24 protein-coding genes are annotated in these 24,333 nt (G+C 37.6%); 10 read left to right on the top strand and 14 right to left on the bottom strand.

Going from position 1 to position 24,333, the window contains the following annotated elements; translation table 11 throughout:
• Positions 1-25: 25 nt before the first annotated feature.
• From JN11_RS15555 to proS, 5 genes are all read right to left on the bottom strand, one after another.
• Positions 26-1,012, bottom strand: coding sequence for a D-alanine--D-alanine ligase (locus tag JN11_RS15555; protein ID WP_144914020.1), 987 nt, complete (start codon positions 1,010-1,012; stop codon positions 26-28).
• A 73-nt stretch (positions 1,013-1,085) separates the two neighbouring features.
• Positions 1,086-1,868, bottom strand: a complete 783-nt coding sequence (locus JN11_RS15550; RefSeq protein ID WP_144914018.1) for a TIGR02757 family protein — start codon at positions 1,866-1,868, stop codon at positions 1,086-1,088.
• Between the two features lie 83 nt (positions 1,869-1,951).
• Positions 1,952-3,097, bottom strand: coding sequence for a cystathionine gamma-synthase (locus tag JN11_RS15545; RefSeq protein WP_262713289.1), 1,146 nt, complete (start codon positions 3,095-3,097; stop codon positions 1,952-1,954).
• A 53-nt stretch (positions 3,098-3,150) separates the two neighbouring features.
• On the bottom strand, positions 3,151-3,462 hold the full coding sequence (locus tag JN11_RS15540; RefSeq protein WP_262713288.1) for a four helix bundle protein: 312 nt from the start codon (positions 3,460-3,462) through the stop codon (positions 3,151-3,153).
• A gap of 166 nt (positions 3,463-3,628) precedes the next feature.
• Positions 3,629-5,101: a proline--tRNA ligase gene (gene proS / locus JN11_RS15535; RefSeq protein ID WP_144914015.1), complete on the bottom strand. Its 1,473-nt coding sequence runs from the start codon at positions 5,099-5,101 to the stop codon at positions 3,629-3,631.
• A gap of 159 nt (positions 5,102-5,260) precedes the next feature.
• Between proS and JN11_RS15530 the strand changes: the two genes are divergently transcribed.
• Genes JN11_RS15530 through JN11_RS15520 form a run of 3 tightly spaced genes read left to right on the top strand, consistent with a single transcriptional unit; the run spans position 5,261 to position 7,733 of the window.
• Positions 5,261-6,019: a DUF4905 domain-containing protein gene (locus tag JN11_RS15530; RefSeq protein WP_144914013.1), complete on the top strand. Its 759-nt coding sequence runs from the start codon at positions 5,261-5,263 to the stop codon at positions 6,017-6,019.
• Positions 6,020-6,040: 21 nt separating this feature from the next.
• Positions 6,041-7,105 carry a DPBB and LysM peptidoglycan-binding domain-containing protein gene (locus JN11_RS15525; RefSeq protein ID WP_144914011.1) on the top strand — a complete coding sequence of 355 codons (1,065 nt, stop codon included), beginning with the start codon at positions 6,041-6,043 and terminating at the stop codon, positions 7,103-7,105.
• On the top strand, positions 7,098-7,733 hold the full coding sequence (locus JN11_RS15520; RefSeq protein WP_144914010.1) for a uridine kinase family protein: 636 nt from the start codon (positions 7,098-7,100) through the stop codon (positions 7,731-7,733). The genes JN11_RS15525 and JN11_RS15520 overlap by 8 nt, the downstream gene beginning before the upstream one ends.
• 19 nt (positions 7,734-7,752) lie before the next feature.
• Here the strand turns inward: JN11_RS15520 and JN11_RS15515 are convergent, their stop codons facing one another.
• Entirely contained in the window at positions 7,753-8,409 is a 657-nt protein-coding gene (locus JN11_RS15515; protein ID WP_144914008.1) for a 3-oxoacid CoA-transferase subunit B, read from the bottom strand.
• A complete protein-coding gene (locus tag JN11_RS15510) occupies positions 8,399-9,100 on the bottom strand; it encodes a CoA transferase subunit A (protein WP_144914007.1) in 702 nt (233 codons plus the stop codon). Before JN11_RS15510 ends, JN11_RS15515 begins: the two co-directional genes overlap by 11 nt.
• A gap of 157 nt (positions 9,101-9,257) precedes the next feature.
• On the opposite strand from JN11_RS15510, the gene JN11_RS15505 reads away from it, so the two are divergent.
• Positions 9,258-9,578: a hypothetical protein gene (locus JN11_RS15505; protein ID WP_144914005.1), complete on the top strand. Its 321-nt coding sequence runs from the start codon at positions 9,258-9,260 to the stop codon at positions 9,576-9,578.
• 39 nt (positions 9,579-9,617) lie between these two features.
• Here the strand turns inward: JN11_RS15505 and JN11_RS15500 are convergent, their stop codons facing one another.
• The 3 genes from JN11_RS15500 to JN11_RS15490 form a co-directional block, all read right to left on the bottom strand.
• A complete protein-coding gene (locus JN11_RS15500) occupies positions 9,618-10,595 on the bottom strand; it encodes an SGNH/GDSL hydrolase family protein (protein WP_211360785.1) in 978 nt (325 codons plus the stop codon).
• A 122-nt stretch (positions 10,596-10,717) separates the two neighbouring features.
• Complete coding sequence (locus JN11_RS15495; RefSeq protein WP_144914002.1) at positions 10,718-13,081, bottom strand: endonuclease MutS2; 2,364 nt, start codon at positions 13,079-13,081, stop codon at positions 10,718-10,720.
• The gene (locus JN11_RS15490; protein ID WP_144914000.1) at positions 13,053-13,451 is read right to left on the bottom strand and encodes a DUF4296 domain-containing protein; all 399 of its coding nucleotides are present in this window, start codon (positions 13,449-13,451) and stop codon (positions 13,053-13,055) included. Before JN11_RS15490 ends, JN11_RS15495 begins: the two co-directional genes overlap by 29 nt.
• A 43-nt stretch (positions 13,452-13,494) precedes the next feature.
• On the opposite strand from JN11_RS15490, the gene JN11_RS15485 reads away from it, so the two are divergent.
• The 6 genes from JN11_RS15485 to JN11_RS15460 all read left to right on the top strand — a co-directional run bounded on the left by JN11_RS15485 (position 13,495) and on the right by JN11_RS15460 (position 20,204).
• Positions 13,495-14,184, top strand: coding sequence for a YggS family pyridoxal phosphate-dependent enzyme (locus JN11_RS15485; protein WP_144913998.1), 690 nt, complete (start codon positions 13,495-13,497; stop codon positions 14,182-14,184).
• Between the two features lie 54 nt (positions 14,185-14,238).
• Positions 14,239-14,706, top strand: coding sequence for a GNAT family N-acetyltransferase (locus JN11_RS15480; RefSeq protein ID WP_144913996.1), 468 nt, complete (start codon positions 14,239-14,241; stop codon positions 14,704-14,706).
• 16 nt (positions 14,707-14,722) lie between these two features.
• Complete coding sequence (locus JN11_RS15475) at positions 14,723-15,979, top strand: aspartate kinase (RefSeq protein WP_144913994.1); 1,257 nt, start codon at positions 14,723-14,725, stop codon at positions 15,977-15,979.
• Positions 15,980-16,084: 105 nt separating this feature from the next.
• Positions 16,085-18,817, top strand: a complete 2,733-nt coding sequence (locus tag JN11_RS15470) for a carboxypeptidase regulatory-like domain-containing protein (RefSeq protein ID WP_144913993.1) — start codon at positions 16,085-16,087, stop codon at positions 18,815-18,817.
• Between the two features lie 14 nt (positions 18,818-18,831).
• Positions 18,832-19,263, top strand: coding sequence for a VOC family protein (locus JN11_RS15465; protein ID WP_144913991.1), 432 nt, complete (start codon positions 18,832-18,834; stop codon positions 19,261-19,263).
• A gap of 62 nt (positions 19,264-19,325) precedes the next feature.
• Positions 19,326-20,204 carry a diiron oxygenase gene (locus tag JN11_RS15460; RefSeq protein WP_144913989.1) on the top strand — a complete coding sequence of 293 codons (879 nt, stop codon included), beginning with the start codon at positions 19,326-19,328 and terminating at the stop codon, positions 20,202-20,204.
• A 51-nt stretch (positions 20,205-20,255) separates the two neighbouring features.
• Here the strand turns inward: JN11_RS15460 and bioB are convergent, their stop codons facing one another.
• The 4 genes from bioB to JN11_RS15440 all read right to left on the bottom strand — a co-directional run bounded on the left by bioB (position 20,256) and on the right by JN11_RS15440 (position 24,252).
• Entirely contained in the window at positions 20,256-21,263 is a 1,008-nt protein-coding gene (gene bioB / locus JN11_RS15455) for a biotin synthase BioB (RefSeq protein WP_144913987.1), read from the bottom strand.
• A gap of 76 nt (positions 21,264-21,339) precedes the next feature.
• Positions 21,340-22,686: a magnesium transporter gene (mgtE, locus tag JN11_RS15450; protein WP_144913985.1), complete on the bottom strand. Its 1,347-nt coding sequence runs from the start codon at positions 22,684-22,686 to the stop codon at positions 21,340-21,342.
• An 87-nt stretch (positions 22,687-22,773) separates the two neighbouring features.
• Positions 22,774-23,388: an IMPACT family protein gene (locus JN11_RS15445; RefSeq protein WP_144913984.1), complete on the bottom strand. Its 615-nt coding sequence runs from the start codon at positions 23,386-23,388 to the stop codon at positions 22,774-22,776.
• Positions 23,389-23,394: 6 nt separating this feature from the next.
• Positions 23,395-24,252 carry an EamA family transporter gene (locus JN11_RS15440; protein WP_144913982.1) on the bottom strand — a complete coding sequence of 286 codons (858 nt, stop codon included), beginning with the start codon at positions 24,250-24,252 and terminating at the stop codon, positions 23,395-23,397.
• Positions 24,253-24,333 lie beyond the last annotated feature (81 nt).

The following is a 24,333-nucleotide window of genomic DNA, read 5'->3' as shown; positions in this document are numbered from 1 at the left end:
ATGCCTTAAAAATGAACACTTGGTGTTATTTGTTGGCACCGTCAATTAAGTCACCATAAAATGCCATTAAATCCATTCCTGCAGCTCTAACCTGCTGTGGTATGAGGCTGGCAGATGATTGGCCCGGCGTAGTATTCACTTCAATAAAGTAAAAATCGTTAGTTTGTTCTAGCAAGATAAAATCTATTCGTACCATTCCTTTGCAATTTAGTCGCAAGTAAACTTCTGTAACAATCTCTGCTATTTGCTCCATTTTTGCAGCTGGAATATCAGCAGGTGTAATTTCTTGGGTGGTGCTGTCGGTATATTTTGCATCATAGTCAAAAAAGTCTTTTGTTGTAATGATTTCTGAAGCTGGCAGAACAGTTATTTTACCGTGTAAACGGGCAATACCGATACTGAATTCACGTCCTTTTATAAACTCTTCAACCAAAATCTGGCTATCTTCATTAAAAGCTTTCTTTAATGCATCCGGTAAACCGGCAACATTGTAAACCTTGCTCATGCCCACACTGCTCCCACCATTATTCGGTTTTATAAACAGCGGAAATTTAAGTGATGCAGCAATGTTAGGTACATCATGCATATCTCTTTCAAACAAGCGTAAACTACGTGCGGTATGCAAGCCATGGATTCCTTCCACAATAGCCTTGGTATAAGCCTTGTTCATGGTAATTGCTGATGTGGTAGCATCGCAGGTGTTGTAGGGAATACTTAGCATATCCAGGTAACCCTGTATTTTGCCATCCTCTCCAGGAGTACCATGAATGGTAATAAAGGCAAAATCGAATTTTATCGTTTCGCCCTTAAACGGTAAGCTGAAGTTGTTTTTGTTAATACTAAAAGATTCCCCATCCAGCTCATAAAACCAGTTATCGCGGTGAACGATGATAGTATAAACCTTATACTTATCCGGGTTTAAATTGGCGGCAATATTTTTAGCACTTTTTAACGAAACTTCATACTCGCCGGTAAAACCACCGGCCAAAAGGGCAATGTTCTTAGCTGTCATACAGGTCAAAGATAGTTTTTTGATTATTGATTTTAAGGGGAAATTATTTTTATTGATAAAGAAACCTGATCGGTTAAAGCAGTTGAAATTTCTCTTCTACGCCTAATCCGAATAGAGCAAAATCATATTTTACCGGGTCGAGAGGATCAAACTCACGTAAGCGATCAGTAAGCTCAATAGCTGTTTGCCAGTCGGTTTGTTTACGGGTAATAAGGTTCAGTTTGCGGGCCACGCGATCTACATGTAAATCGCAGGGGCAAATCAGATCAGATGGTTTGATCTGGTTCCAGATGCCAAAATCTACACCATGATTATCCTTACGTACCATCCAGCGTAAAAACATATTCAGCCGTTTGCAGGTTGATTTTTGAGATGGTGATGAAATATGTTTTTTCGTTCGGTGCGGATAATCTGGCAGGGAAAAGAAATAAGAACGAAAATAATTTAAAGACTGTTCTACAACGTTTTCGCCGGTAATATTCCCCGCTGGGATAAAAGCTGCCTCCAATGAAGAATGATTTTGATAGTGATATTTAAAAAAGCTAATGAAATACAGTGTATCCACATCATTAAAGGTGCGATGCTTAAATTTTAACAGCTTTTTAAGATCAGTTTCCTCATGATTCATAATGAAATCATAGGGAGTGCCGTCCATCAACTTAATCAACTCATGACATTTATTGATGATGGTAACCCGTTGCCCCCAGGCAAGCACCGAAGCCCATAAACCCATAATTTCAATATCCTCCTTTTGAGTAAACAAATGCGGAATAGATACTGGGTCATTCGGGATAAAATTGGGGTGGTTGTATTGGATAACTTTACTATCCAGGAAAGCTTTTATATTTTCAATCATACTTAAGTATAAAATAAAAAAGTCAGGAACAAAGACAGAGGTATAACTCGTCTTGATTCCTGACTCTTATTTCCTTATTAGGATTAAGCCAGGGCTTGTTTCAAATCTTCCAGCAAGTCTTCAATATCTTCAACACCCACACTCAGTCGCAACAGATTATCAACAACACCGACTTTTTCACGTTCAGCTTTTGGAATAGAACCGTGCGTCATACTAACCGGGTGATTGATCAGTGATTCTACTCCACCCAATGACTCAGCCAAAGCAAATACTTTGAATGATGATGCTATGCGATAGGTTTCCTGCAAATCAGCACCTTTTAGCACAATAGAAATCATCCCGCCAAAATCAAGCATTTGTTTTTTGGCGATTTCGTGATTAGGATGATCAGTAAAGCCAGGCCAATAAATTTTCTCTACTTTGGGATGCGTTTTCAGGTATTCTGCAATCTTGCGACCGTTTTCACAATGTGCTTTCATACGCAGGTGCAAGGTTTTTATACCGCGTAATACCAGGAAACTATCCTGCGGACCCGGCGTAGCACCGCAAGCGTTATAAATAAACCAAAGACGTTTATACAAACCTTCGTCATTCAGCATCAAGGCACCCATTACCACATCACTGTGGCCGCCAATATATTTGGTTACGGAATGCATTACAATATCGGCACCCAAATCAATCGGATTTTGCAGGTAAGGCGAAGCAAAAGTGTTATCAACAGCCAGAAGAATATTTTTCTCTTTGCTGATCTTAGCTACAGCCTCAATATCCACTATCTGCATAGTAGGATTGGTCGGCGTTTCAATCCAGATCAGTTTGGTATGCTCGTTGGTGTATTCCCGGATAATTTCAGGGTCAGACAAATTCAAAAAATGGAACTTAATCCCATAATTAGCAAATATCTTGGTGAAGATGCGATATGAACCGCCGTATAAATCGTTACCGGTAATTACTTCATCGCCAGGTTGTAAAAGCTTCATTACAGCATCCGTTGCACCCATGCCACTTGAAAAAGCCAATCCAAATTTGGCATTTTCCAATGCTGCCAAACAATTTTCCAAAGCCTTGCGGGTTGGATTGGTTCCGCGTGAATATTCATACCCCTTATTATCACCGGGCGATTTTTGCCAGTAGGTAGATGTCTGATAAATTGGTGTCATCACCGCCCCGGTGGTTGGATCGGGCTCCTGCCCTGCATGTATAGCTTTTGTTGCGAATTTCATAGATATTTGTTGATTGGGTTTATTAGGTTGATTAGGTGAATAGTTAATTTCTACTATTATCAATCAACCGTTTTCTTGCCTTTAAGATATTGAATATAACCATTTAATAATTTCAAACAGCTTTCATATTCTGTTTGAAATGAAAGTAAAACATCTTCATCTATAATTTTCTCATCTAATGCAATTATCAAATGATCTAAAGTTTCAGACAGAGAACCACGCGCCATTATACAAAAACGAATATTGTCCTGATAATGAAATCTGCCATGACCTTCGGATATATTATTTCCTACAGAACGTGATGAGCGAATAATTTGATCGGTCAATCTGTATTTTTTTTCAACAGGAAATGTTTTAACTAAGTCAGAAATCTAAACTCTGATTTTTCTTGCTTGTTTCCAAACTTCTAAATCTGTAAATAAAGTCATTTATTAATTACCTATTGATTTGGTTGATTAAACAATTGAATTATTAAAATTATTACTTGATGATAACTAAACTATTTACTTAATCAACCCAATAAACTACTCACCAAACTTAATAAGCCCTCGCGAAAATCACTCTTTGTTTTGACGGTTTGCCGGTTAAAATACATTTACCTTCTTCCTGTTTGTTATTTAAAGGAATGCAACGTATTGTAGCCTTGGTTTCGTCTTTTATTTGCTGCTCGGTTTCTGATGTGCCATCCCAATGGGCTGACAAAAAGCCTGGCTGTTCATCCAGCATACGTTTAAACTCGTCGTAGCTATCAACCTCGGTAGTATTTGCTGTTTTAAAGTTTAAAGCCTTTTGGTAAATGTTGGTTTGTATTTCTTCTAAAAGCTGTTCAATTTTATCAGCCAAACCCTCCTGGTTAACAGTTTCCTTGGTCTTGGTATCTCGACGGGCCAGTTCAACTGTACCATTTTGCATGTCGCGGCTACCGATGGCAACACGCAGAGGTACGCCTTTTAACTCGTACTCAGCAAATTTAGCCCCCGGACGGTGGGTATCACGCTTATCGAACTTAACAGAGATCCCTTTAGCCTTTAGTTCTTTTGATAAAGAAGCCACAAATCCACTGATATTTTCCAGTTCTTCATCGTGTTTATAAATAGGCACAACAACAACCTGTATTGGAGCCAGTTTTGGAGGTAGTACTAATCCGGCATCATCTGAATGAGCCATGATCAATGCTCCAATTAAACGGGTTGAAACGCCCCATGAAGTAGCCCAAACATAATCAAGCTTATTTTCTTTGTTAGTGAACTTTACATCAAATGCTTTTGCAAAGTTCTGTCCTAAAAAGTGAGATGTACCGGCTTGTAATGCTTTACCATCCTGCATTAAGGCTTCAATACAATAAGTATCCAAAGCTCCTGCAAAACGCTCATTTGCTGTTTTTTTACCTCGGATAACCGGCAAGGCTAACCAATTCTCTACAAAATCAGCATATACGTTCAGCATTTGTTCGGTTTCGGCAATGGCTTCTTCGGCAGTGGCGTGAGCGGTGTGCCCCTCTTGCCATAAAAACTCGGTTGTACGTAAAAACAAACGGGTACGCATTTCCCAACGCACCACGTTGGCCCACTGGTTAACCAGGATAGGTAAATCGCGGTATGACTGGATCCAGCCTTTATAGGTATTCCATATAATAGTTTCTGAAGTAGGACGAACAATCAGTTCTTCTTCCAGTTTAGCATCTTCATCAACTACAATATTTCCGTTACCATCATTTTTTAAACGGTAATGGGTAACTACTGCGCATTCTTTAGCAAAGCCATCAACGTGACTAGCTTCTTTTGAAAAGAAAGATTTGGGTATAAACAGCGGAAAATAAGCATTAACGTGACCAGTTTCCTTAAACATAACGTCCAGTACGCTTTGCATTTTCTCCCATATGGAATAACCATATGGCTTAATGATCATACATCCTTTTACAGGTGAATACTCGGCCATATCAGCCTTGATTACCAGATCATTATACCACTGCGAATAATCTTCTTCTTTACTTACAACCCCTTTGCTCATATTTATTTAATAATTGTACTAAGCTTTATTAGCTGCCAAATTTATAAATTATAATGTTAGTCCCCTCTATATACTTAAGCGGATAAGTCTAATTTTTAATTTTATTTCACACTGTCCGAATTCTGAAATCCAAAATACATCTACATCTTTGCATTTGTTATGATTATAAAGCCCATTATCAGTAAGGAATTTAACGGCGTAATTTGGCGAATGGAGATTGACGAGATTACCGATACCTTATTTGTTGAAGTAAGAAATAATGAAGATAAAAATGTTTCTTTTGGGGCGATAAATCTCCATACTGCCGAATTAAACTTTGAAGGACTAACTGCTCCAGAAAGATGGCTTACCGGTATAGAAACTGCTCATAATGGCGTATTATTATTACATTATTACCAATCAGAAACAGGACCTACTCATAAGGGCCTATTAGCCATTGATGCCATTACGGGGAAAACATTATGGAGCAATTACAATTTCGCCTTTGACCATTTGTCAGATAATGGCCCTGTAATTTATGATATCCGGATTCAACCCCGAAAATTATTTTTAGCAGATATTAATACAGGTGCAACAACCCGCATTTACCAACCGTCTGTTAACAAAGAGTTAATTAATAATATTATATTGCCGCAATTGATAAGTACTGATGAGCTTTCGGGGAAATTAATGGCCATGCATCCTTTTGGAAATATGGTACATTATCTTGAGCACAATAATTTCAGAATTGTATCTTTGCACGCGTTAAAAAAAGGCATGTTAACACAATCACTTTTTATATTTGACGGTGATAACATGGTTTATGATGATTTATTAAATTACGACATACAAAAAATTCAGCCGGAGGCGTTTATGTTATACAAGAACTATTTATTGTATATCAAAAACAAATCTGAACTAAAGGTTATACCCCTTTAATTTATTGATTTATAATTAATTATGAAATTTAAGATTTTATTAGCTGCATTATTGTTATTCCTGGTTTCCTTATCAGGATTTGCGAAACCGGTAATTGATTCGGTTGGAGTAAAGAACAATGATGGTAAAAAAATGATCCAGTTTAAGGTTAAACCCAAAGATACTTATTACTCAATCGGCAGGCGTTATAACGTTAAACCCGAAGTGCTGATGAAATTTAACGGAAGTAAAAAAGCAATTTTAACAATTGGTTCTGTTATTAATATCCCAACAGATCAGCCTTATAAAAAAACAACCAAAGAAATAGCCCAAAAAGAGACTGCGAAAGAGAAAAAGACAAGGCTTGCAAAAGAGGCTGAAGAAGCCAGGGCTGAGAAAAAACACCAACAAAAAGAAGTTGTAGCAGATCAGCCTGCTGAACAAGCACCCGAACGTTTACAACAACCAGTTACACAGCCTGTAGTTCAGCAACCTGTTCAAGATAATACGCCTCCTACTGAATACAAAGTCTCAGCTGGTGAAACCTTATATAGTATAAGTAAACGTTTTAATAGTACGGTTGATGCCATAACCAAACTAAATAATTTATCATCAACAACACTTATCCCGGGCCAAATACTTTTAGTTCCTGCAGGCGTTGCTTCAGCAACTTCCACTACTACTAATAATACGCCACCCGTGGTGCCTCCGGTTGTAAGTGTAGAAAATCATACCGCTCAAAATGATTCACCTGCTGTGGCATCTAACAATAAAGACAGTAGTAATTCTGCCGAACATCATTTAAATACAAACCGTTACGGATTGTATGAAAAAAATGAAAAAGGCGTTGCTACCTGGATTGATGATGCAAGTCTTGATCCAAATAAGAAATTTGTACTTCACCGCACAGCTCCAATTGGTACAGTTATAAAAATCACTAATCCCATGACTAACCGTACCACGTTTGCCAAAGTGGTTGGTAGTTTTACCGATAGCGAATCAACCAAAGATGTTATTATAGTTATGACTAAAAGTGTAGCCGATTCATTAGGAGCTTTGGATAAACGTTTTCGTGTAGATATTAGCTATGGTAGTCCAAATGAATAAACCGTTTATTATAGGTATTGCCGGTGGAAGTGGCTCCGGTAAAACATTTTTTCTGAAGTGTTTCCTTGAACATTTTACCGAAGCTGAAGTTTGTTTGGTTTCGCAGGATGATTATTATATTCCTGTGGCCCATAACATGACCAAAGAAGAAAATAGACTTTATAATTTTGATCTGCCTGCAACTATAGATCATGCTCATTTTGAAGATGATATTGAAAAGCTGATTAATGGTGAAGTTATTCTGAAAAAAGAATACACTTTTAATAACCCGGAAGCTATCCCTAAAATACTGGAAATAAAACCTGCACCCATTATGATAGTGGAAGGTTTATTTATTCTTCACTTTAAAAAAATAGCTGCATCACTTGATCTGAAGATTTTTATTGAGGCAGATGATGATATTGCTCTGCAACGCCGTTTAAAAAGAGATTTGATTGAACGCGGTTACTCACACGATGACGTAATGTACAAATGGATAAATCATGTTGTGCCAGCGTACCAGGAATATTTATTGCCCTACAAAGATGAGTGCGATCAGGTAATTACCAATAATAGTCATGTAGCTGATGATATTATTTGCATTACAGAAAGCATATCAAAACAATTAAGAGAGAAGGTTTTGAGTTAGTTTATATGGTAACTATTAACTAGATAATCATTTCGGGGATATCTCCTTCAATAATTAATTTTCCTGCTGTTGCATTTTTAATTTCATCCACGCTTATTCCGGGTGCGCGTTCCAGTAATTTAAAACCACCATCAGGTAATACATCTAATACCGCTAATTCGGTTACTATTTTTTTTACGCAGTTAACACCTGTTAATGGTAATGTACATTTGGGAAGCAGTTTGGATTCGCCTGCTTTGTTTACATGCTGCATAGCTACAATGATATTTTCTGCAGATGCAACCAGATCCATTGCGCCTCCCATACCTTTAACCATTTTCCCCGGGATTTTCCAATTGGCTATATCGCCATTTTCAGATACTTCCATTGCTCCTAATATAGTTAGGTTTACCTTTTTTGCGCGGATCATCCCAAAACTCATGGCTGAATCAAAAATCGCTGAACCGGGTAACATGGTAATGGTTTGCTTACCGGCGTTAATTACATCGGCATCCTCTTCACCTTCAAATGGAAAAGGCCCCATACCCAACAAACCATTTTCTGATTGTAATACCACATCAATATTAGCCGGTATATAATTGGCTACCAACGTAGGGATACCTATACCCAAGTTGACGTAGTAACCATCCTTTATTTCCTTTGCTATTCTTTTAGCAATACCTTCTTTATCTAACATTTTTCCTTACGGTTCTTTGTTCTATTCTTTTTTCATAATTAACACCCTGAAAAATCCGGTGTATATAAATCCCTGGCGTATGAATATGATCAGGATCTAATTCACCCGGTTCAACCAGTTCTTCCACTTCGGCAATGGTAATTTTTCCGGCCATGGCCATAACAGCGTTAAAATTCCTGGCTGTTGCTTTGTAAACTAAATTGCCCATAGTGTCCCCCTTCCATGCTTTCACAATGGCAAAATCGGCATCAAAAGCCAGCTCCATTAAATAGTCTTTACCGTTAAAGTTGCGGACTTCTTTGCCGATAGCTACTTCTGTTCCTATGCCCGCCGGAGTAAAAATTGCAGGCATACCATATCCAGCCGCCATACAACGTGTGGCCAGTGTCCCTTGTGGTATCAGTTCAACATCAAGTTCGCCGCTAAGCAGCTGGCGTTCAAATTCAGCATTTTCACCCACATATGATGAAATCATCTTTTTTACTTGTCGCTGTTTTAGCATTAATCCGATCCCAAAATCATCAACCCCAGCATTGTTTGATATACAGGTAAGCTCTTTTGTGCCTTTTTTCACCAGCGCAGCTATGCAATTTTCCGGTAATCCGCATAAACCAAAGCCCCCGAGCATTAAGGTCATACCGTCCTCAATATCGCGGATAGCTTCATCAGCGTCACTAACTACTTTGTTCATTTATAATAATTGGTTGGGGTAAAGTTATATATTTTATATTGATGCATAATAGTTTTAATTCTCATCCACTGCCAATATAATAGCATAAACAACCTCAACAAAATCAAAACAATTACAAAGCAGAAAGCTTATAAATAATATACCAATAATTAAACCAATGGAACTTAACAATGAAGTGCTTTGGAAAGACAAGGATCAATCCAAACAGGAAAACGATAACTTCAGGCAAAAAGACCAGGACGTTTCATCGGATCACAACGCTTTCCAACCACAAATCAATATGGAAAATGAAGAGCCTAAGCCTGAAAAAGTTGAACGGGGGAATGGTGAAAACGATCGCCCGCATAAAGGAGGATCACAACAAGGTGAAGATGATGACGCACCCAATATTCCAGGACCCAATGAGCTACCTGATCAACAAAAGGTAGGCGAAGATATTGATGAAGAAACTTATCAAAGGGATCATATTGAAACATAGTTTTTAATAATCCCCTCCTGGTAAATTAGTTTATCTTATTTACCACGTGATTGTTTTATTCATAAACGCAATCAGGTCATCGGCCATTGCCTGTTGTTCTTTAACACTTGGATGCCCATTGGTGTTTTTGTAAGGGATAAAATGCGTATAAATGTTTTTATCATTTAATGATGCAACAGCCTTTTCTATATATCCCGGCCATGGTGAACCTTGTTTGGTAGCGTCCATGCTTCCTAAAATGCAAATAATTTGTGCCTTGGGATATTTACCCCTTATAGTCTTTATAAAATTACTGTATGCGTTAACAATAAATTGTGGTGTTGGCGCGGTTGTCCCAAATTTAGCCTTAAATTGATCATTGTTAGGTAAATTAACCAACCAGCTGTCATTTTGAAAAAGGTTAATCACCACCAAATCAGGTGTATATTTTGTAAAATCCCACTTACTGTTTGGATCGTTCGCATCCAAACGGTCGTACATATCAGGCATGGTGAATGGGAACCAGCTAACCATTATACCTATGCCACTTTTAGATGTATTATTAAATTCGGCATCAAAATGCTTTGCCGTTAAGGTGGCATAACTTAAATAACCGTTTTCATAGGGACTGGTGCCTCTATCTTGCCCGGTAGAATCTTCATCTGCATATCCGCATGTAATGGAATCACCAAAAAACTCAATTTTTCGTTTACGGGCCGGATCAGCAGGTAAAAACCTGCCACCTTTATTTAGTTCGAAGCTGTAAAACCTTGTTTTGCCCATTGCCCATTCGCTTCTTTTAAATAATTCAAGGGTGTGTTTACCACCTAATAAATTGCTTGCCAGCTTGTATTCCTTTTTTATTGGATCCGGACGAAGAACACTAATTACCTTATTATCTACAATAACATTATAAGTATTATCCCCTCGTTCATCTTTCAAAACAGCACTTATCCCTGATCCTGTAAAGTTGATTTTTATAGAACTGCCAGACCATGAAAGTTCTGAAACCGTATCGGTTTGAGCAATTCTGCCCATATAGCGAATGTGCTTGTCGTTGTTTTTTACAGTTATAAGCTGGGCTGAACAGTTTAAGCCTATTAAAAAACAAATACAAAAAACAAGATATTTACTATTCATTATCATTTGGTTTTATCAGTTTATTTCAAATATACATAAGTAATACCATCTCCTCCTCTGTCGGCATGCTCATCTTCCATTCGGTCAACTTGTTCATACTTTTTAAGATATTGCCTTATCATTTTACGCAATATGCCATCACCCTTACCATGAATGATTTTTAAATTGCCATAACCCATCATTAATGCACGGTCGAATAATCGTTCAATATTGCTCAAGGCATCTTCGGTACGCATTCCCCGCACATCAATCTCCGGGCTAAAACTAGCCACATCACCAGTATGCGAACTAAAGCTTTTCCGCATTTCTTTTGGCACCGATGATCGCGACACTTTAACCACCCGTTTCCGCTTGGCCACAGTACGTAAATCACCAATGGCAATTACCACATTGTCCTTTATCAGCTCAATCACCTGCCCAGTTGTTTCGCTATCGATTAGTTTTACCCAATCACCTGGTTTTAGCTCTTCATCATCTGCAGGAAGTGGCTTAGGTGCAACCGGTTTAACTGTATTTTTTTGTAGTTCGATATTTAAATTCTCACGAAGTGTACGGGTTTTCTCCTTATCGGCATTACTGCTTTTAATTTCTGATATAGTATTCTCAACCAGTTTATTAGCATTTAAAATAATATTTTTAGCCTGGTCTTTAGCATCTTTAATAAGGGCTTTTTTATTTTCTTCCAGGTAACTTTTTAGTTTTTCGTTTTCAGCCAAAAGTGTGTTCACTTGCCTTTGCTGTTTGTCGAGTTTAAGTTTAGTATCAAAAATTTCCTTTTTCTCACGCTCTAAATCAACAAGCAAAGTATCTACCTTTTTCTGACCTTCGCTAATTTTGTTTTTTGCCAGGTTGAGCACATTTTGTGGCAAGCCAATTTTTTGTGCAATTTCAAAAGCATATGAACTTCCCGGCTTACCAACTTCAAGTATGTAAAGCGGCTTCATTTCCATATTATTAAATAACATGGATGCATTTTCAAGCCCTTCGGTATGGCTGGCAAAGATCTTCAAATTTGAATAGTGAGTGGTTACCATTCCTTTAACCTTTTTATGATTTAATGATTCCAGCACAGCTTCTGCTATTGGCCCACCAAATTGTGGGTCGGTACCTGTTCCAAACTCATCAATTAATATCATGGTTTTGCCATTAGCCTGTTCCACAAAATTTTTCATTTTGGAAAGATGGGCACTATAGGTACTCAAATCGCTTTCAATTGACTGATCATCACCTATATCAACAAATATCTGCTTAAACACGCCTACAACGCTCACTTCTGATGCTGATATTAACAACCCTGCCTGTACCATCATCTGTAAAAGGCCAACTGTTTTCATGCAAACCGACTTTCCGCCGGCGTTTGGCCCAGATACTACTATAACCCTTGTATGCTCATCAATTTGAACATTTAATGGCACAACTGTTTTCTGTTCTTTTTTAAAACTTAGCAGCAAAAGCGGGTGGCGTGCATTATTTAGTTTTAAAGTAGCCTCATTAACTACTACGGGCATTTCGCCCTCAATGTCAATTGCAAAAAGCGCTTTTGCACGTACAAAATCAAGCTTGGTTAACAAACTATGGTACGATAATAACAAAGGAACATAGGGCCTTAACTCATCTGTTAAATGAGTAAGTATTTTGATAATTTCACGACGGCGATCAAATTCCAGATCGCGGATCTTATTATTGAGCGAAAAAACCTCCTCCGGTTCCATATAAACGGTTTGGCCGGATGCTGACTCATCGTGAATAAAACCTTTTATTTTTCGTTTATTCTCAGCTAATAAAGGAATGCACAAACGTCCGTCACGCACGGTTAATGAACCATCGGCAGTCCAGCCATTGCTGCTGGCATTTTTAAATACCATGTCGATCTTTTTGCGGGCTTCTTGTTCAGCCTTGGCTATACCTGATGTTATTTCTTGAAGCTCACGAGATGCATTAGGTCTTATTTTCCCTTTTTGATCAATTACCGTATCTATTTTTTTTAGAATAGCCTTTTCAATAGGTAAATGTTCAAATAAGGCAACAAGGTTAGGGTATAATCCTTCCCGCTCATTAAAATAAGCAATAACTGCAAAAACAGTAGTTAATGATGCTTGTACCTGGTAAAACTCTTCCTCGTTTAAAAAAACTCCTTCAATCCGGGCCTTATTAGCGAGTGATTTGATGTCGAAAAAATGATTAATAGGCAGGGCATCATCATTTTCAAGTATATTTTTAAACTCATTGGCTTGACTCAGAAATTTCCGTATCTGATCATAATTGTTCATTACCTGTATGCGATCAACCATCTGGCGACCCATTTCGCTCAAGCAATGTGCCTTAATAAGTTCTTTTATTTCAGTAAAACCCAGCTTATCTATGCTGGTTGGGGGATAGAGCATTCTGTTTTTGTTGAATATTTTTTGATTGAATTTTATTAAGAGAATCAATTTTCACTTTTAAATTCGCCAGAATCTGATCGTACATTGCTCCCATTTCGGTAGGCTGTGAAGCATAATATTTCATACTTCTTCTAAATTGCGCAGTATCAATACCGTATCTTTTAAACAGGGCGCGGTATTTACCACTACCATATTTATATAAAGTATCAGGAGTTTGCTGTACACTGTACAAACTACCATCAATAATGTGTACATCGGTTAATAAACTAACCATTTGGTCGTGTTTTATAATTCCGGCGGGTGTTTTATCGCCTTTGCAGGCATATAAAAAAAAGGTTACTGAAAAAAACAGGGTGATATATTTACGCATTCTGTAATTTAGCGGCTTAATAATTGAACAAATTTACGGATAAATGAGCATAGCAGATAATATCAAAAGCTTAAAAAAGGAAACTGTGCCTATTAATGTTAAATTGATAGCTGTTTCTAAAACAAAACCAGCTGAAGATGTACAGGAAGCCTATGATGCAGGGCAGCGTCTGTTTGGCGAAAATATGGTACAGGAACTGGTTGAAAAATATGAACATTTGCCAAAAGATATCCAATGGCATTTAATAGGTCATTTGCAAAGCAATAAAGTAAAATATATTGCTCCTTTTATCAGCATGATACAATCTGTTGATAGTATAAAACTTTTGCATGAAATAAATAAACATGCCGAAAAAAACAATCGGGTTATTGATTGCTTGTTGCAGATTTATATTGCAGACGAAGAAACCAAGTTCGGTTTAGGTTTTGACGAAGCAATAGAATTATTGCGTTCAGAAGAATATACTGAGTTAAAAAACATCCGCATACGGGGGCTAATGGGAATTGCTACCAACACTGATAACGAGAAACAGATAAAAGAAGAATACTACGAACTAAAAACTTTTTTTGATGGTATGAAACAGAGCTTTTTCAGAAAAGAAGACTCATTTGATACCTTATCCATGGGCATGTCTGCCGATTATAAGCTGGCTATTGAGCAAGGCAGCAATATGGTACGACTTGGCAGCACTATTTTTGGGCAAAGGGTAATTAAACACTGGAAAAGTAACTAAACTATATAAAGGGTGCCGTTTTGAGACTAATAAACTACTGATACTCATAAACTAATGGATATAAACCTACGAGTCGCAAAAAAAGAAGATTGTGTACGATTGCTTGAGCTGATAAATGAATTAGCTATATATGAAAAAGCCCCTGAAGAAGTTACCGTTACCTTGCAGGAGTTTGAAGATACCGGTTTCGGTACTAGGCCGGTTTGGAAAGCCTTCGTTGCTGAAGTGGATGGAATAGTTGTAGGCTTTGCGTTATATTATATACGCTATTCTACCTGGAAAGGATCACGCTTATACCTAGAAGACTTTATTGTTACTGAAAGCATGCGCGGAAAGAAAGTTGGTAAATTACTGTTTGAACGCTGCATTGAAGAAGCTAAAGAACTAGGTTTTAGCGGCATGGTTTGGCAGGTGCTGGATTGGAATGAACCGGCTATTAACTTTTATAACAAGTACGAAGCCAATATTGAAGCCGGCTGGCTTAATGCATCGCTTTCAAAAGAACAATTGTTAAATCTATAAAATCAAATCCTTTATAATGTTGGTTTTTAAATTCGGTGGTGCATCCGTAAAAGATGCTAATGGCATAGTTAACCTGGCCAATGTGGTTAAAAGATATGAAGGTGAGCAATTGTTAATTGTGGTTTCGGCAATGGGTAAAACCACCAATGCGCTCGAAAAGCTGACAAAAGCTTACTTTAATGGTAATGACAATCTGCATAACATATTTAATGAAATAAAGAAATATCATTACGATATTATTGAAATGCTTTTTAATACCCCTGCTCCTATTTTTGATGATGTTGCCAATACTTTTGTAGAGATTGATTGGATCATAGAAGAAGATCCGCAAGATGAGTATGATTATATTTACGATCAGATAGTTTCTATTGGCGAGATGGTATCTACCCGTATAGTGAGTGCTTATTTGAATAAGGTAGGACTAAAAAGCCAATGGCTTGATGTAAGAGGATATATCCATACAGATAATACCTATCGCGAAGGGCAGGTTCAATGGGAAAAAACATCTCAAAGTATTCATAAAGATATCCCTGCATTATTGCAAAAAGGAATCGTTGTTACACAAGGCTTTTTAGGCGGCACTTCTGAAAATTTCACTACAACCTTAGGGCGTGAAGGATCTGATTATACCGCCTCTATATTTGCAGCTTCTCTTGGTGCCGATTCCGTTACCACATGGAAAGATGTTCCCGGTATTTTAAACGCTGATCCGAAATTTTTCAAAGACACTGTTAAGTTTGATGAATTAACTTATGCTGAAGCAATAGAAATGACCTATTATGGAGCGTCCGTTATTCATCCAAAAACGATCAAACCACTTCAAAATGCCAAAATTCCGCTATTTGTAAAATCTTTTACTGATCCGGAGGCTGATGGTACGGTAATAAAAGAAGACGGTATTAATAAATTCATTAAGCCTGTTATCATCCTCAAACAAAACCAGGTGCTTTTATCGTTATCAGCTAAAGACTATTCGTTTATATCTGAAAATCATTTGAGTAGTATTTTTGGCCTGTTTGCCCAAAGCCAGGTAAAAGTGAATACTATGCAAACTTCTGCTTTAAGTTTTTCTGTTTGTTTTGATTTTTACGAAGAACGTTTTAACAGGTTGTTACAAAACTTACAACAGGATTTTAAAGTAAAATACAACCAGGGCTTAACATTAATTACAGTAAGGCATCATTCGCCTGATGCATTAAAAGAGTTAACTAATGGTAAGCAGATACTGCTCGAACAGGTAAGCAGAAATACAGTGCAAATGGTTGTTAAGTAAAAATGTTGTTTAAAAGTCCTAAATAATGTTAAACTAAACGGTATTTGATTTTATTTAAACCGTAATAGATTATATTAGCCCCGTAGCCAAGATCAATCTGAATTCATGAAAGTTTTAAAGGTTTTATTTGTACAATTATTATTTCTTATAGTTTTTTATTTCAGCGCAGCCGCACAGTCTGATACAGCTGTTTTGAATCATATTATGACTAAAACAGCTAAGCTGTACAATAGCTTCCCAACTGAGAAACTTTACCTGCACTTTGATAAGCCCTATTACGCTTTAGGCGATACCATTTGGTTTAAAGCCTATCTGACTATCGACCAGCACCAGCTTAGCCCATTAAGCAAAATAATTTATGTTGACATACTGGGGCCAAGAGATTCATTAATTGAGGCCTTAAAATTACAGGTGAAAAATGGTGTTGCCTGGGGTACTTTCCCTATATCGCAATATGTATATAAGAAAGGTAATTATCGTGTGGTTGCATTTTCCAATTGGATGAACAACGGTGACCCTGCCTATTTTTTTAATAAAAATATAACCATTGGCGATGCTATTAACAATGATTTGTCTACCCAGATTTCTTTTAAAAGAACCGAAGTAAATAAAGTACCCAAAATATCTGCCCACATTTTATATAAAGACGGGGACGGGAACCCTTATAGTGAAAAAAAGGTAAACTGGACCGTTGAAAAAGATTATGAAACCTTAATTAAAGGAAAAGGAATAACCGACAAAAACGGTTTCATTAATATCAGCTTTAGCAATACAAAAAACTACGGTCTCGACTCGGCAATTATAATAACTGAAATTGATAACAATAGTCACAAGCAGTTTACCAGCACATTTCCATTAAAATCTGTTTCTGCGCCAAACGATCTGCAGTTTTTTGCGGAGGGGGGGCAATTAATAACCGGATTAAGTTCAAAAGTTGCATTTAAAGCTGTAAGTCCAAATGGATTAGGGATTGATGCAAAAGGAACTATTATTGATAACAATAATACCGTAGTAGCTGAATTTGCGTCTACGCATTTAGGCATGGGCGTTTTTGTTTTTAAACCTGAAGAAGGTAAAACTTATACAGCTAAAGTTACTTTTGCGGATGGCACAACTGTCACTCCCGATCTACCTAAAATACAAACGGGGGCCATATGTTTAAGCGTAGAAAATAGTGATCCGGATAATTTAAAACTTAGAATACAGGCTGATTTACCTTTTGTTAAACAATATCAGGGCAAAACATTTTTTATACTGGCAAAATCAAATGGTGTTATTTATTTCGCTGCAAAAACCCAGTTACAAAACCAGGTTTATAATGCCTCCATACCTAAAAGTAAGTTCCCAACTGGAATTGTACAGGTAACCCTATTTACTGAAGATGGAGATCCGATCAGCGAGCGCATTGCTTTTATAAAGCATGATAATGATTTATTAAACATTGCAGTGAGTGGCGATCACCCCTCCTATACTACCAGACAAATGGTCAAGTTAAATGTACTTGCAAAAAACAGTGATCAGCCCGCTCAGGGAGAGTTTTCAATGTCGGTTGTGGATGATGCCAAAGTACCTTACGATGATGATGCAGAAACTACTATTTTAACCAACTTACTACTCACATCAGACATTAAGGGATATATTGAAAAGCCGAATTATTATTTTAACCATCCGGATGCAAAAACGGTAGCAGACCTCGATGTTTTATTACTAACACAAGGGTATCGCAGATTTTCATATGATGGTATTATGAATGATAAGTACCCTGCCATACGTTATCTTCCTGAGACAGGGATAAACATTAGCGGGACCCTTAGGGCTTCCAATGGTATCCCGGTAGCTAATGGAAATATACGTCTGTTTATTGCCGACAAAAATTTTTCGGCCAATACCACTACTAATACTGAAGGACGTTTTGCATTTACTAACCTTACCTTTTCTGATTCGGCCAAGGTATCTTTAAGCGCGCGCAATAATGCCCGGGCAAGTGAACTGGTACTTACCGTTGATGGTGATCAGGGACAACGAATTCCCGTTAATTATAACACGCCAGATCAAATCATCAACATAGATAGTACACTTAGCGTCTATTTGAAAAACAGCAAAATACAATACAATAACACCAATGTATTGAAAGAGGTGGTGATACGTGATACCAAAATTGTTAAAACGGTTAGCCATAAAGACTACGGCAGTTTAGCAAGTTTAAGCAGCGAGGCTGACCATACCATTAATGGAAATATGCTGACAGGTTGCGCGAACGTATTGGAATGTATAAGATCTATGGCGCCGGGCATGACTTATGAAAATGATAATTTTTATGTAATGCGCGATTACAGCCAGGGGAAAAGGATTCCGGCAGCGTTGTTTTTAAGAGGGCAACCCATTGATGTTAATACCTTAAATAGCATAAACGCCAGCGAAATTGAATCGGTTGAAATCTTTTTAAAAGATGAGTTGGGATTAGTCAACAGCGCTTATGGTACTAATGGAGCTATCGTAATTAATATGAAAAAGGCTCCTGAAGGTCAAAAAATTAGCTTGCAAGAATTAAAAAGCCTGATACCGCAACAAAATGAAGTAAACTATACCCCTAAAGGCTATGCTAAAATAAGAACCTTTTATTTGCCGAGGTACAGTGGCCCAAGAGAAACACAACCTAATAAAACAGATACACGCAGTACCATTTACTGGAACCCTAATATTATTACCGATAAAACCGGAAATGCAACCGTTGAATATTTTAATTCGGATGGAAAGGGTACTTATCGCGTAATTGTTGAAGGTATTGATAAAGACGGAAATATTGGCAGGCAGCTATTTCGCTATTCAGTGAAATAGCGTAAATTAATTAAATGAAAAGTAAGCTTACTCCATTTCATGTTGCTATACCAGTTTATGATCTGGAAGAAACGCGAAAGTTTTATACAACCGCCGTCGGATGCAGTGAAGGCCGTAGCTCAGATCATTGGATTGATTTTAATCTGTATGGGCATCAATTTGTTGCACATTTAAAGCCTCGCCCGGATAAAGAAGTCGAACATCATTTTAATCCTGTTGATGGGCATAATGTACCGATACCACATTATGGAGTAGTTTTAGAATGGGATGAATTTAAAACCCTGGAAAAAAGATTAAAGGAGCACCAAATTAAATTCGTAATAGAGCCGTATATTCGTTTTAAAGGATTACCCGGGGAACAAGCTACTATGTTTTTCTTAGATCCATCGGGCAATGCACTTGAATTTAAATCGTTTAAAGATTTTGGCCAGTTGTTTGCCACATAGGCAACCAATCATTATTCTTTAAGGTATATCTGAATAATAGTCTTAAACAGATAGTTTCATTTATGGATGTAAAAGAGATTGAGCGATTAATAAAGATCAGTAAGGAGCGTCCCTTGTTGCCCGAAAAATATATTCCATGGGAAATGGAACCTGCACCAGAAGATATTTTCTTACCTGAAATATTAACCTCTTTACAAGGCCTTGAAATTTACGACACCCTAACGCCTGCCCAAAAACTTGAACTGGGTCGTCACGAACTCGTACAGGTAATTGCCTCCTATGCCTGGGGCGAATGTTTATTTTGTCTGTTTATGACCAGGCATATCCTTACACTTCCTCTTGACAATATTGAACACCGCTTTTTATTACGCGAACTAATTGAAGAATTCAGGCACCAGGAAATGTTTGGTGAGGCTATAAGTAAGCTGTGCGGACAACCCATCCGGCAGTCGGGAATCCATAAGTTTTTAGGAGAATTCAGCAATAAATATTTACCCGCAGATTATTTGTTTATGGGTAGCGTATCGGTTGAGCTGGTAACAGACATTTATGGCAATTATGCCCGCAGGGCTAATAATGTATATCCGGTTTTAAGAAAAATGTTCGATCTGCACAATATTGAAGAAGGCCGCCATATTCTTTTCACTAAGAGTTTTTTAAAATCGCATGCTGCTAAAGCCGGTTATATTAAACGCACATTATATAGTTATGTAATACTATTCAATATTTTATTTGTGCGGACTATGTATGTAAAAAAGGAAATATATGAACGGATAGGCCTCGAAAACCCTGATAAGGTATTTAAAATCGCCACAAAAAACTTCAAGAAAAAATTTAGCGAAACTTGTTTAAAAGATATCATTGAGTTTGTTGACGAGTGGAAAGGCTTTAACCTTTTAACCCGTTGGGCCTGGAGGTGGGTGTTGGATGCTAAGGTTTAAATTATAATTATGTAGAGACGTAATACATTGCGCCTCTACATAATTCCTATATTACAAAGACACTGTCTCTTCTACGTTTTCAACTTTACCGGGACGGCCATTTTTAAAAGCCTTACGTGGTTTTAAACCAAGCAATGCAAACATGGCCATATCGCTGTCAAATGATGGATTTGGCGTGGTCAACAACTTCTCACCTGCAAAAATGGAGTTGGCACCAGCCATAAAGCAAAAGGCTTGCTCAACCACACTCATCTCAGTGCGGCCAGCGGAAAGACGAACAACTGTTTTAGGCATAATAATGCGGGTGGTGGCTATCATTCTTACCATATCCCAAACAGATACTCTCGGTTGGTCGGCCAAAGGCGTTCCCTGTACGGGTACCAACGCATTAATGGGTACTGATTCCGGATGTTTAGGCAGATTTGACAATGTTTTAAGCATTGAAATACGATCTTCAACCGTTTCACCTAACCCTATAATACCACCGCTGCAAACCGTTATTTTGGCTTTACGAACATGCTCCAGTGTTTTTAAGCGCTCATCATAAGTACGTGTGGTAATAATACGTTTATAATCTTCTTCTGATGTATCCAGGTTATGATTGTAGGCATATAATCCTGCATCAGCCAAACGTTGTGCCTGGTCTTCATTAAGCATGCCAAGTGTACAGCAAACTTCCATATCGAGCGCATTCACTGCTTTCACCATTTCAATTACCTTGTCAAAATCGCGGTTATCGCGTACTTCGCGCCAGGCGGCACCCATACACAATCTGGAAGCTCCACCATCTTTTGCTTTTTGAGCCACAGCAATTACTTCTTCTTTAGGCATAATGGCATGTACATCAACCCCTGTGTTATAACGTGCTGCCTGCGGGCAATAAGCACAATCTTCAGGGCAACCACCGGTTTTTATAGAAATCAGTGAACTGATTTGAACCTCTGAATAATCCTTATTTTCACGATGAACTGTAGCTGCTTCATAAACAAGGTCTAACAATGGCCTGTGGTATATTTCAGCTATCTCTTCTTTTGTCCAATTGTATCTTACTTCAGTCATTATATTATTCTTTTTTAGATTGAATTTTCAAATATGTATTTAATAGGAATAAGTTGTGTTTTCTAAAAAAAATGTTTTACAGCAGCTTAGTTGCAAACCACAAGGGTAGCAAAAAGCCTGCACAATCAGTAAATGTGGTGATAATAATAGATGATGCTACAGCAGGGTCAATCCCTACGCGTTTTAACACCAGGGGGATACTTGCTCCGGTAAGTCCGGCTACAATTAAATTACCTGTCATTGCTAAAAATAATACCAAACCCAATTTTAAGTTAGCATCATAAAAATAGGCTATTATTAAAACAATAATGCCATTAGCAGCACCATTGAGCAGCCCAACTAAAAACTCTTTTATTACAGTATTGTAAGCCTGTTTATCTGTTAAGTCACTTAATGAAATACGCCTTACAGTTACTGCTAATGCCTGAGTAGCCGCGTTCCCCCCCATACCCGCAATAATGGTCATATAAGCGGCAATAATGGGGAAACGTTCAACAGTACCATCAAATTGACGTATGATGGAAGCTGCCAGATAAGCAGTGCCCAGGTTTATGATTAACCAGGGCAAACGGCTTTTTACGGCATCCTTCCAGTTACCGCTCAATTCTTCATCTTCAGATACACCGGATATTTTCAGGATGTCCTCAGTACTCTCCTGCTCCATTACATCCATGATATCATCCACCGTAACCCGGCCCAGCAGTTTCATGTTGTCATCAACAACAGGAATACTGGCCAAATTATATTGAGATATCAGGCTGGCTACATCTTCCTGATCAAGATCAGCCTTTACATAAACAAAATCGGTATTAACCAAATCGCGCACATGTGCATCGGCTTTGGCTTTCAGAATAGATTTAACAGACAGAATACCTTGCAAAATGTCGCCATCATCCACCACGTAAATGGTGTAAAAGTCTTCCATTTCCTCTGATTGGCGGACAATCTCATCCAGTGCATCTTTTTTGTCCAGGTTAATGTTTACCTTAACAATTTCCGAGTCCATCAAGCCACCGGCTGTGTCTTCATCATATTTTAACAGGGCACGGATACTGTCAGCATCTTCCTGATCCAGATCCTCTAATATCTCCTGCTGCTCATCCTCATCTAACTGCGAAATAATATCCGTTGCATCATCATAATCCAGCTCTTCAATTATTTCAGAACGTTTTTCAGGATGCAGGCCAATAAGTAACTCACCAGGATCCTGTTCCTCGTGCATTTCTGCAATAACTTCTGATGCAACGTCGGTTGGAAGGATATTGATGATCCTTTCTTTAGCTTCTTGAGGAAGTTTTTCAAATAATAAGGCAATCTCTGAAGCATGATATTCCTTCAGAAGGCTCTCTAATTCAGCATCATTGCCATCCAGCGCCTTTTCAAAGCGCAGCAGGTCTGATTTATCTATTTCAAAAGATTGCATATCCGACTAAAATACACATTTATGGTGCAAAAAAGAGAATAAAAGTTCATGATATGAATAGGTATATTAAGGCTTTATGAGCCAATCTTATAGGGAATAATCATACGTTGTCTGGACACTGTTTATCTTACTCAATTTACCCAAAACCTGGTTTACTTGGGTTTTACGGATAGATACGGTTATACTGCAATTATTATCAAATGTCTGGCTAATGATGGATAGATTATCGTCTTTAATAATCTTCATTACATCATTCATCTGCAGGTATTCAAAGTTAATGGTATAAATATCATTCACCGTTTTTTCAATAATTACGGCAAGCTTAAGCGCTTCTTCTGTAGCAGTTTTGTAGGCATTTATTAAACCGGGTACGCCTAAGAGTGTTCCGCCAAAATAGCGTACAACAATAACAACCAGGTTGGTCAAATCATGGGAAAGCAAGGTGTTTAAAATGGGACGACCTGCAGTTCCTGAAGGTTCGCCATCGTCATTTATACGAAATACAGAACGGTCAATCCCCAGTCGGATGGCCCAGGAGAAATGATTAGCTTTCGGGTGTTCATTTTTTAACGGGAGCAAAATATGCTTAAGCTCATTTTCATTACTTATGGGGTAAGCTAAGGCCAAAAATTTACTGCCACGATCACGAAATACACCTTCAACAGGTTTTTCAATAGTACGGTAAGTATCGTCAAAAAGCATTAAACTTTAGGATTGCGCCATTATAACAATGGCAATAATAGCTATTACAATGCCGGCTTTATTAAGCAGGCTCAGTTTTTCTTTAAAAATAAGCATCCCTATTAATGCTCCAACTACTACTACCCCTATATTCATTGCAGAAAACACAGTTGATGGTTGATTAGCCAGCGCTTTATGGGCTTTAAGGTAAAATAAAATATTGCCAAAATTGGCCACGCCCAAAACCCACCCGATAAAAATATGCGGCCATGAAAAACGCATGGTTTTATTTAATACTTGAAAAATTAAACCGGTAAAGGCAAAGATAAATGCCAAAACAAAAACAATAAAAAGTGAAGTACCGTAGCTTAATAAGGTAAAAGCAGCTATTTGTTTAAACAATACGTCAATTAAGCCCATGCCTGCAAAAACAATGAGCAGATAAACCCATGCATTGGAGTTTTTTCTTTTAACAGCATTTTTATTTTGCCACGGAATAGAACATATTATAGCGGTAAAACCAAGTATAATTCCAATGAGTTTAATAACTGTAATCTGTTCGCCAAAAAGAAAAAAGGCCGCAATAACAGGCACTAATAATGATAATCGCTGTGCTATATCAGTCCGTACAATGCCCGACAGCCTAACAGAAGTTGCTAATATTACAAACAATGCAGGAAGCAATAAGGCTAATAATGAATAGCTAAAAAAAGGAGCATCTTTTAAATTTTGTAACTGGGGCTTCAGAAAAATCCAGCTTAGAAATATAGCCATTGAATAATTCCAGGTAATGGCCTGATAAACATCAATATGATAACGTCTGGCTAATTTTAGCATTATAGAAACAACAACACTGCAGCAAATGCTTAGTAAAATGTATATCATGTGATGGTTGTAAGGTTGATGTTATTTTAATTAATCAACTAAAGTATTTAAATACGCCAATCAGACTAAATAGTTTTAAGC

It is taken from the genome of Mucilaginibacter frigoritolerans, from assembly GCF_007830615.1.
GTDB lineage: Bacteria > Bacteroidota > Bacteroidia > Sphingobacteriales > Sphingobacteriaceae > Mucilaginibacter > Mucilaginibacter frigoritolerans.
Note: the sequence above shows the minus strand (reverse complement) of the source record. Positions and strands in the feature narration are given on the sequence as shown.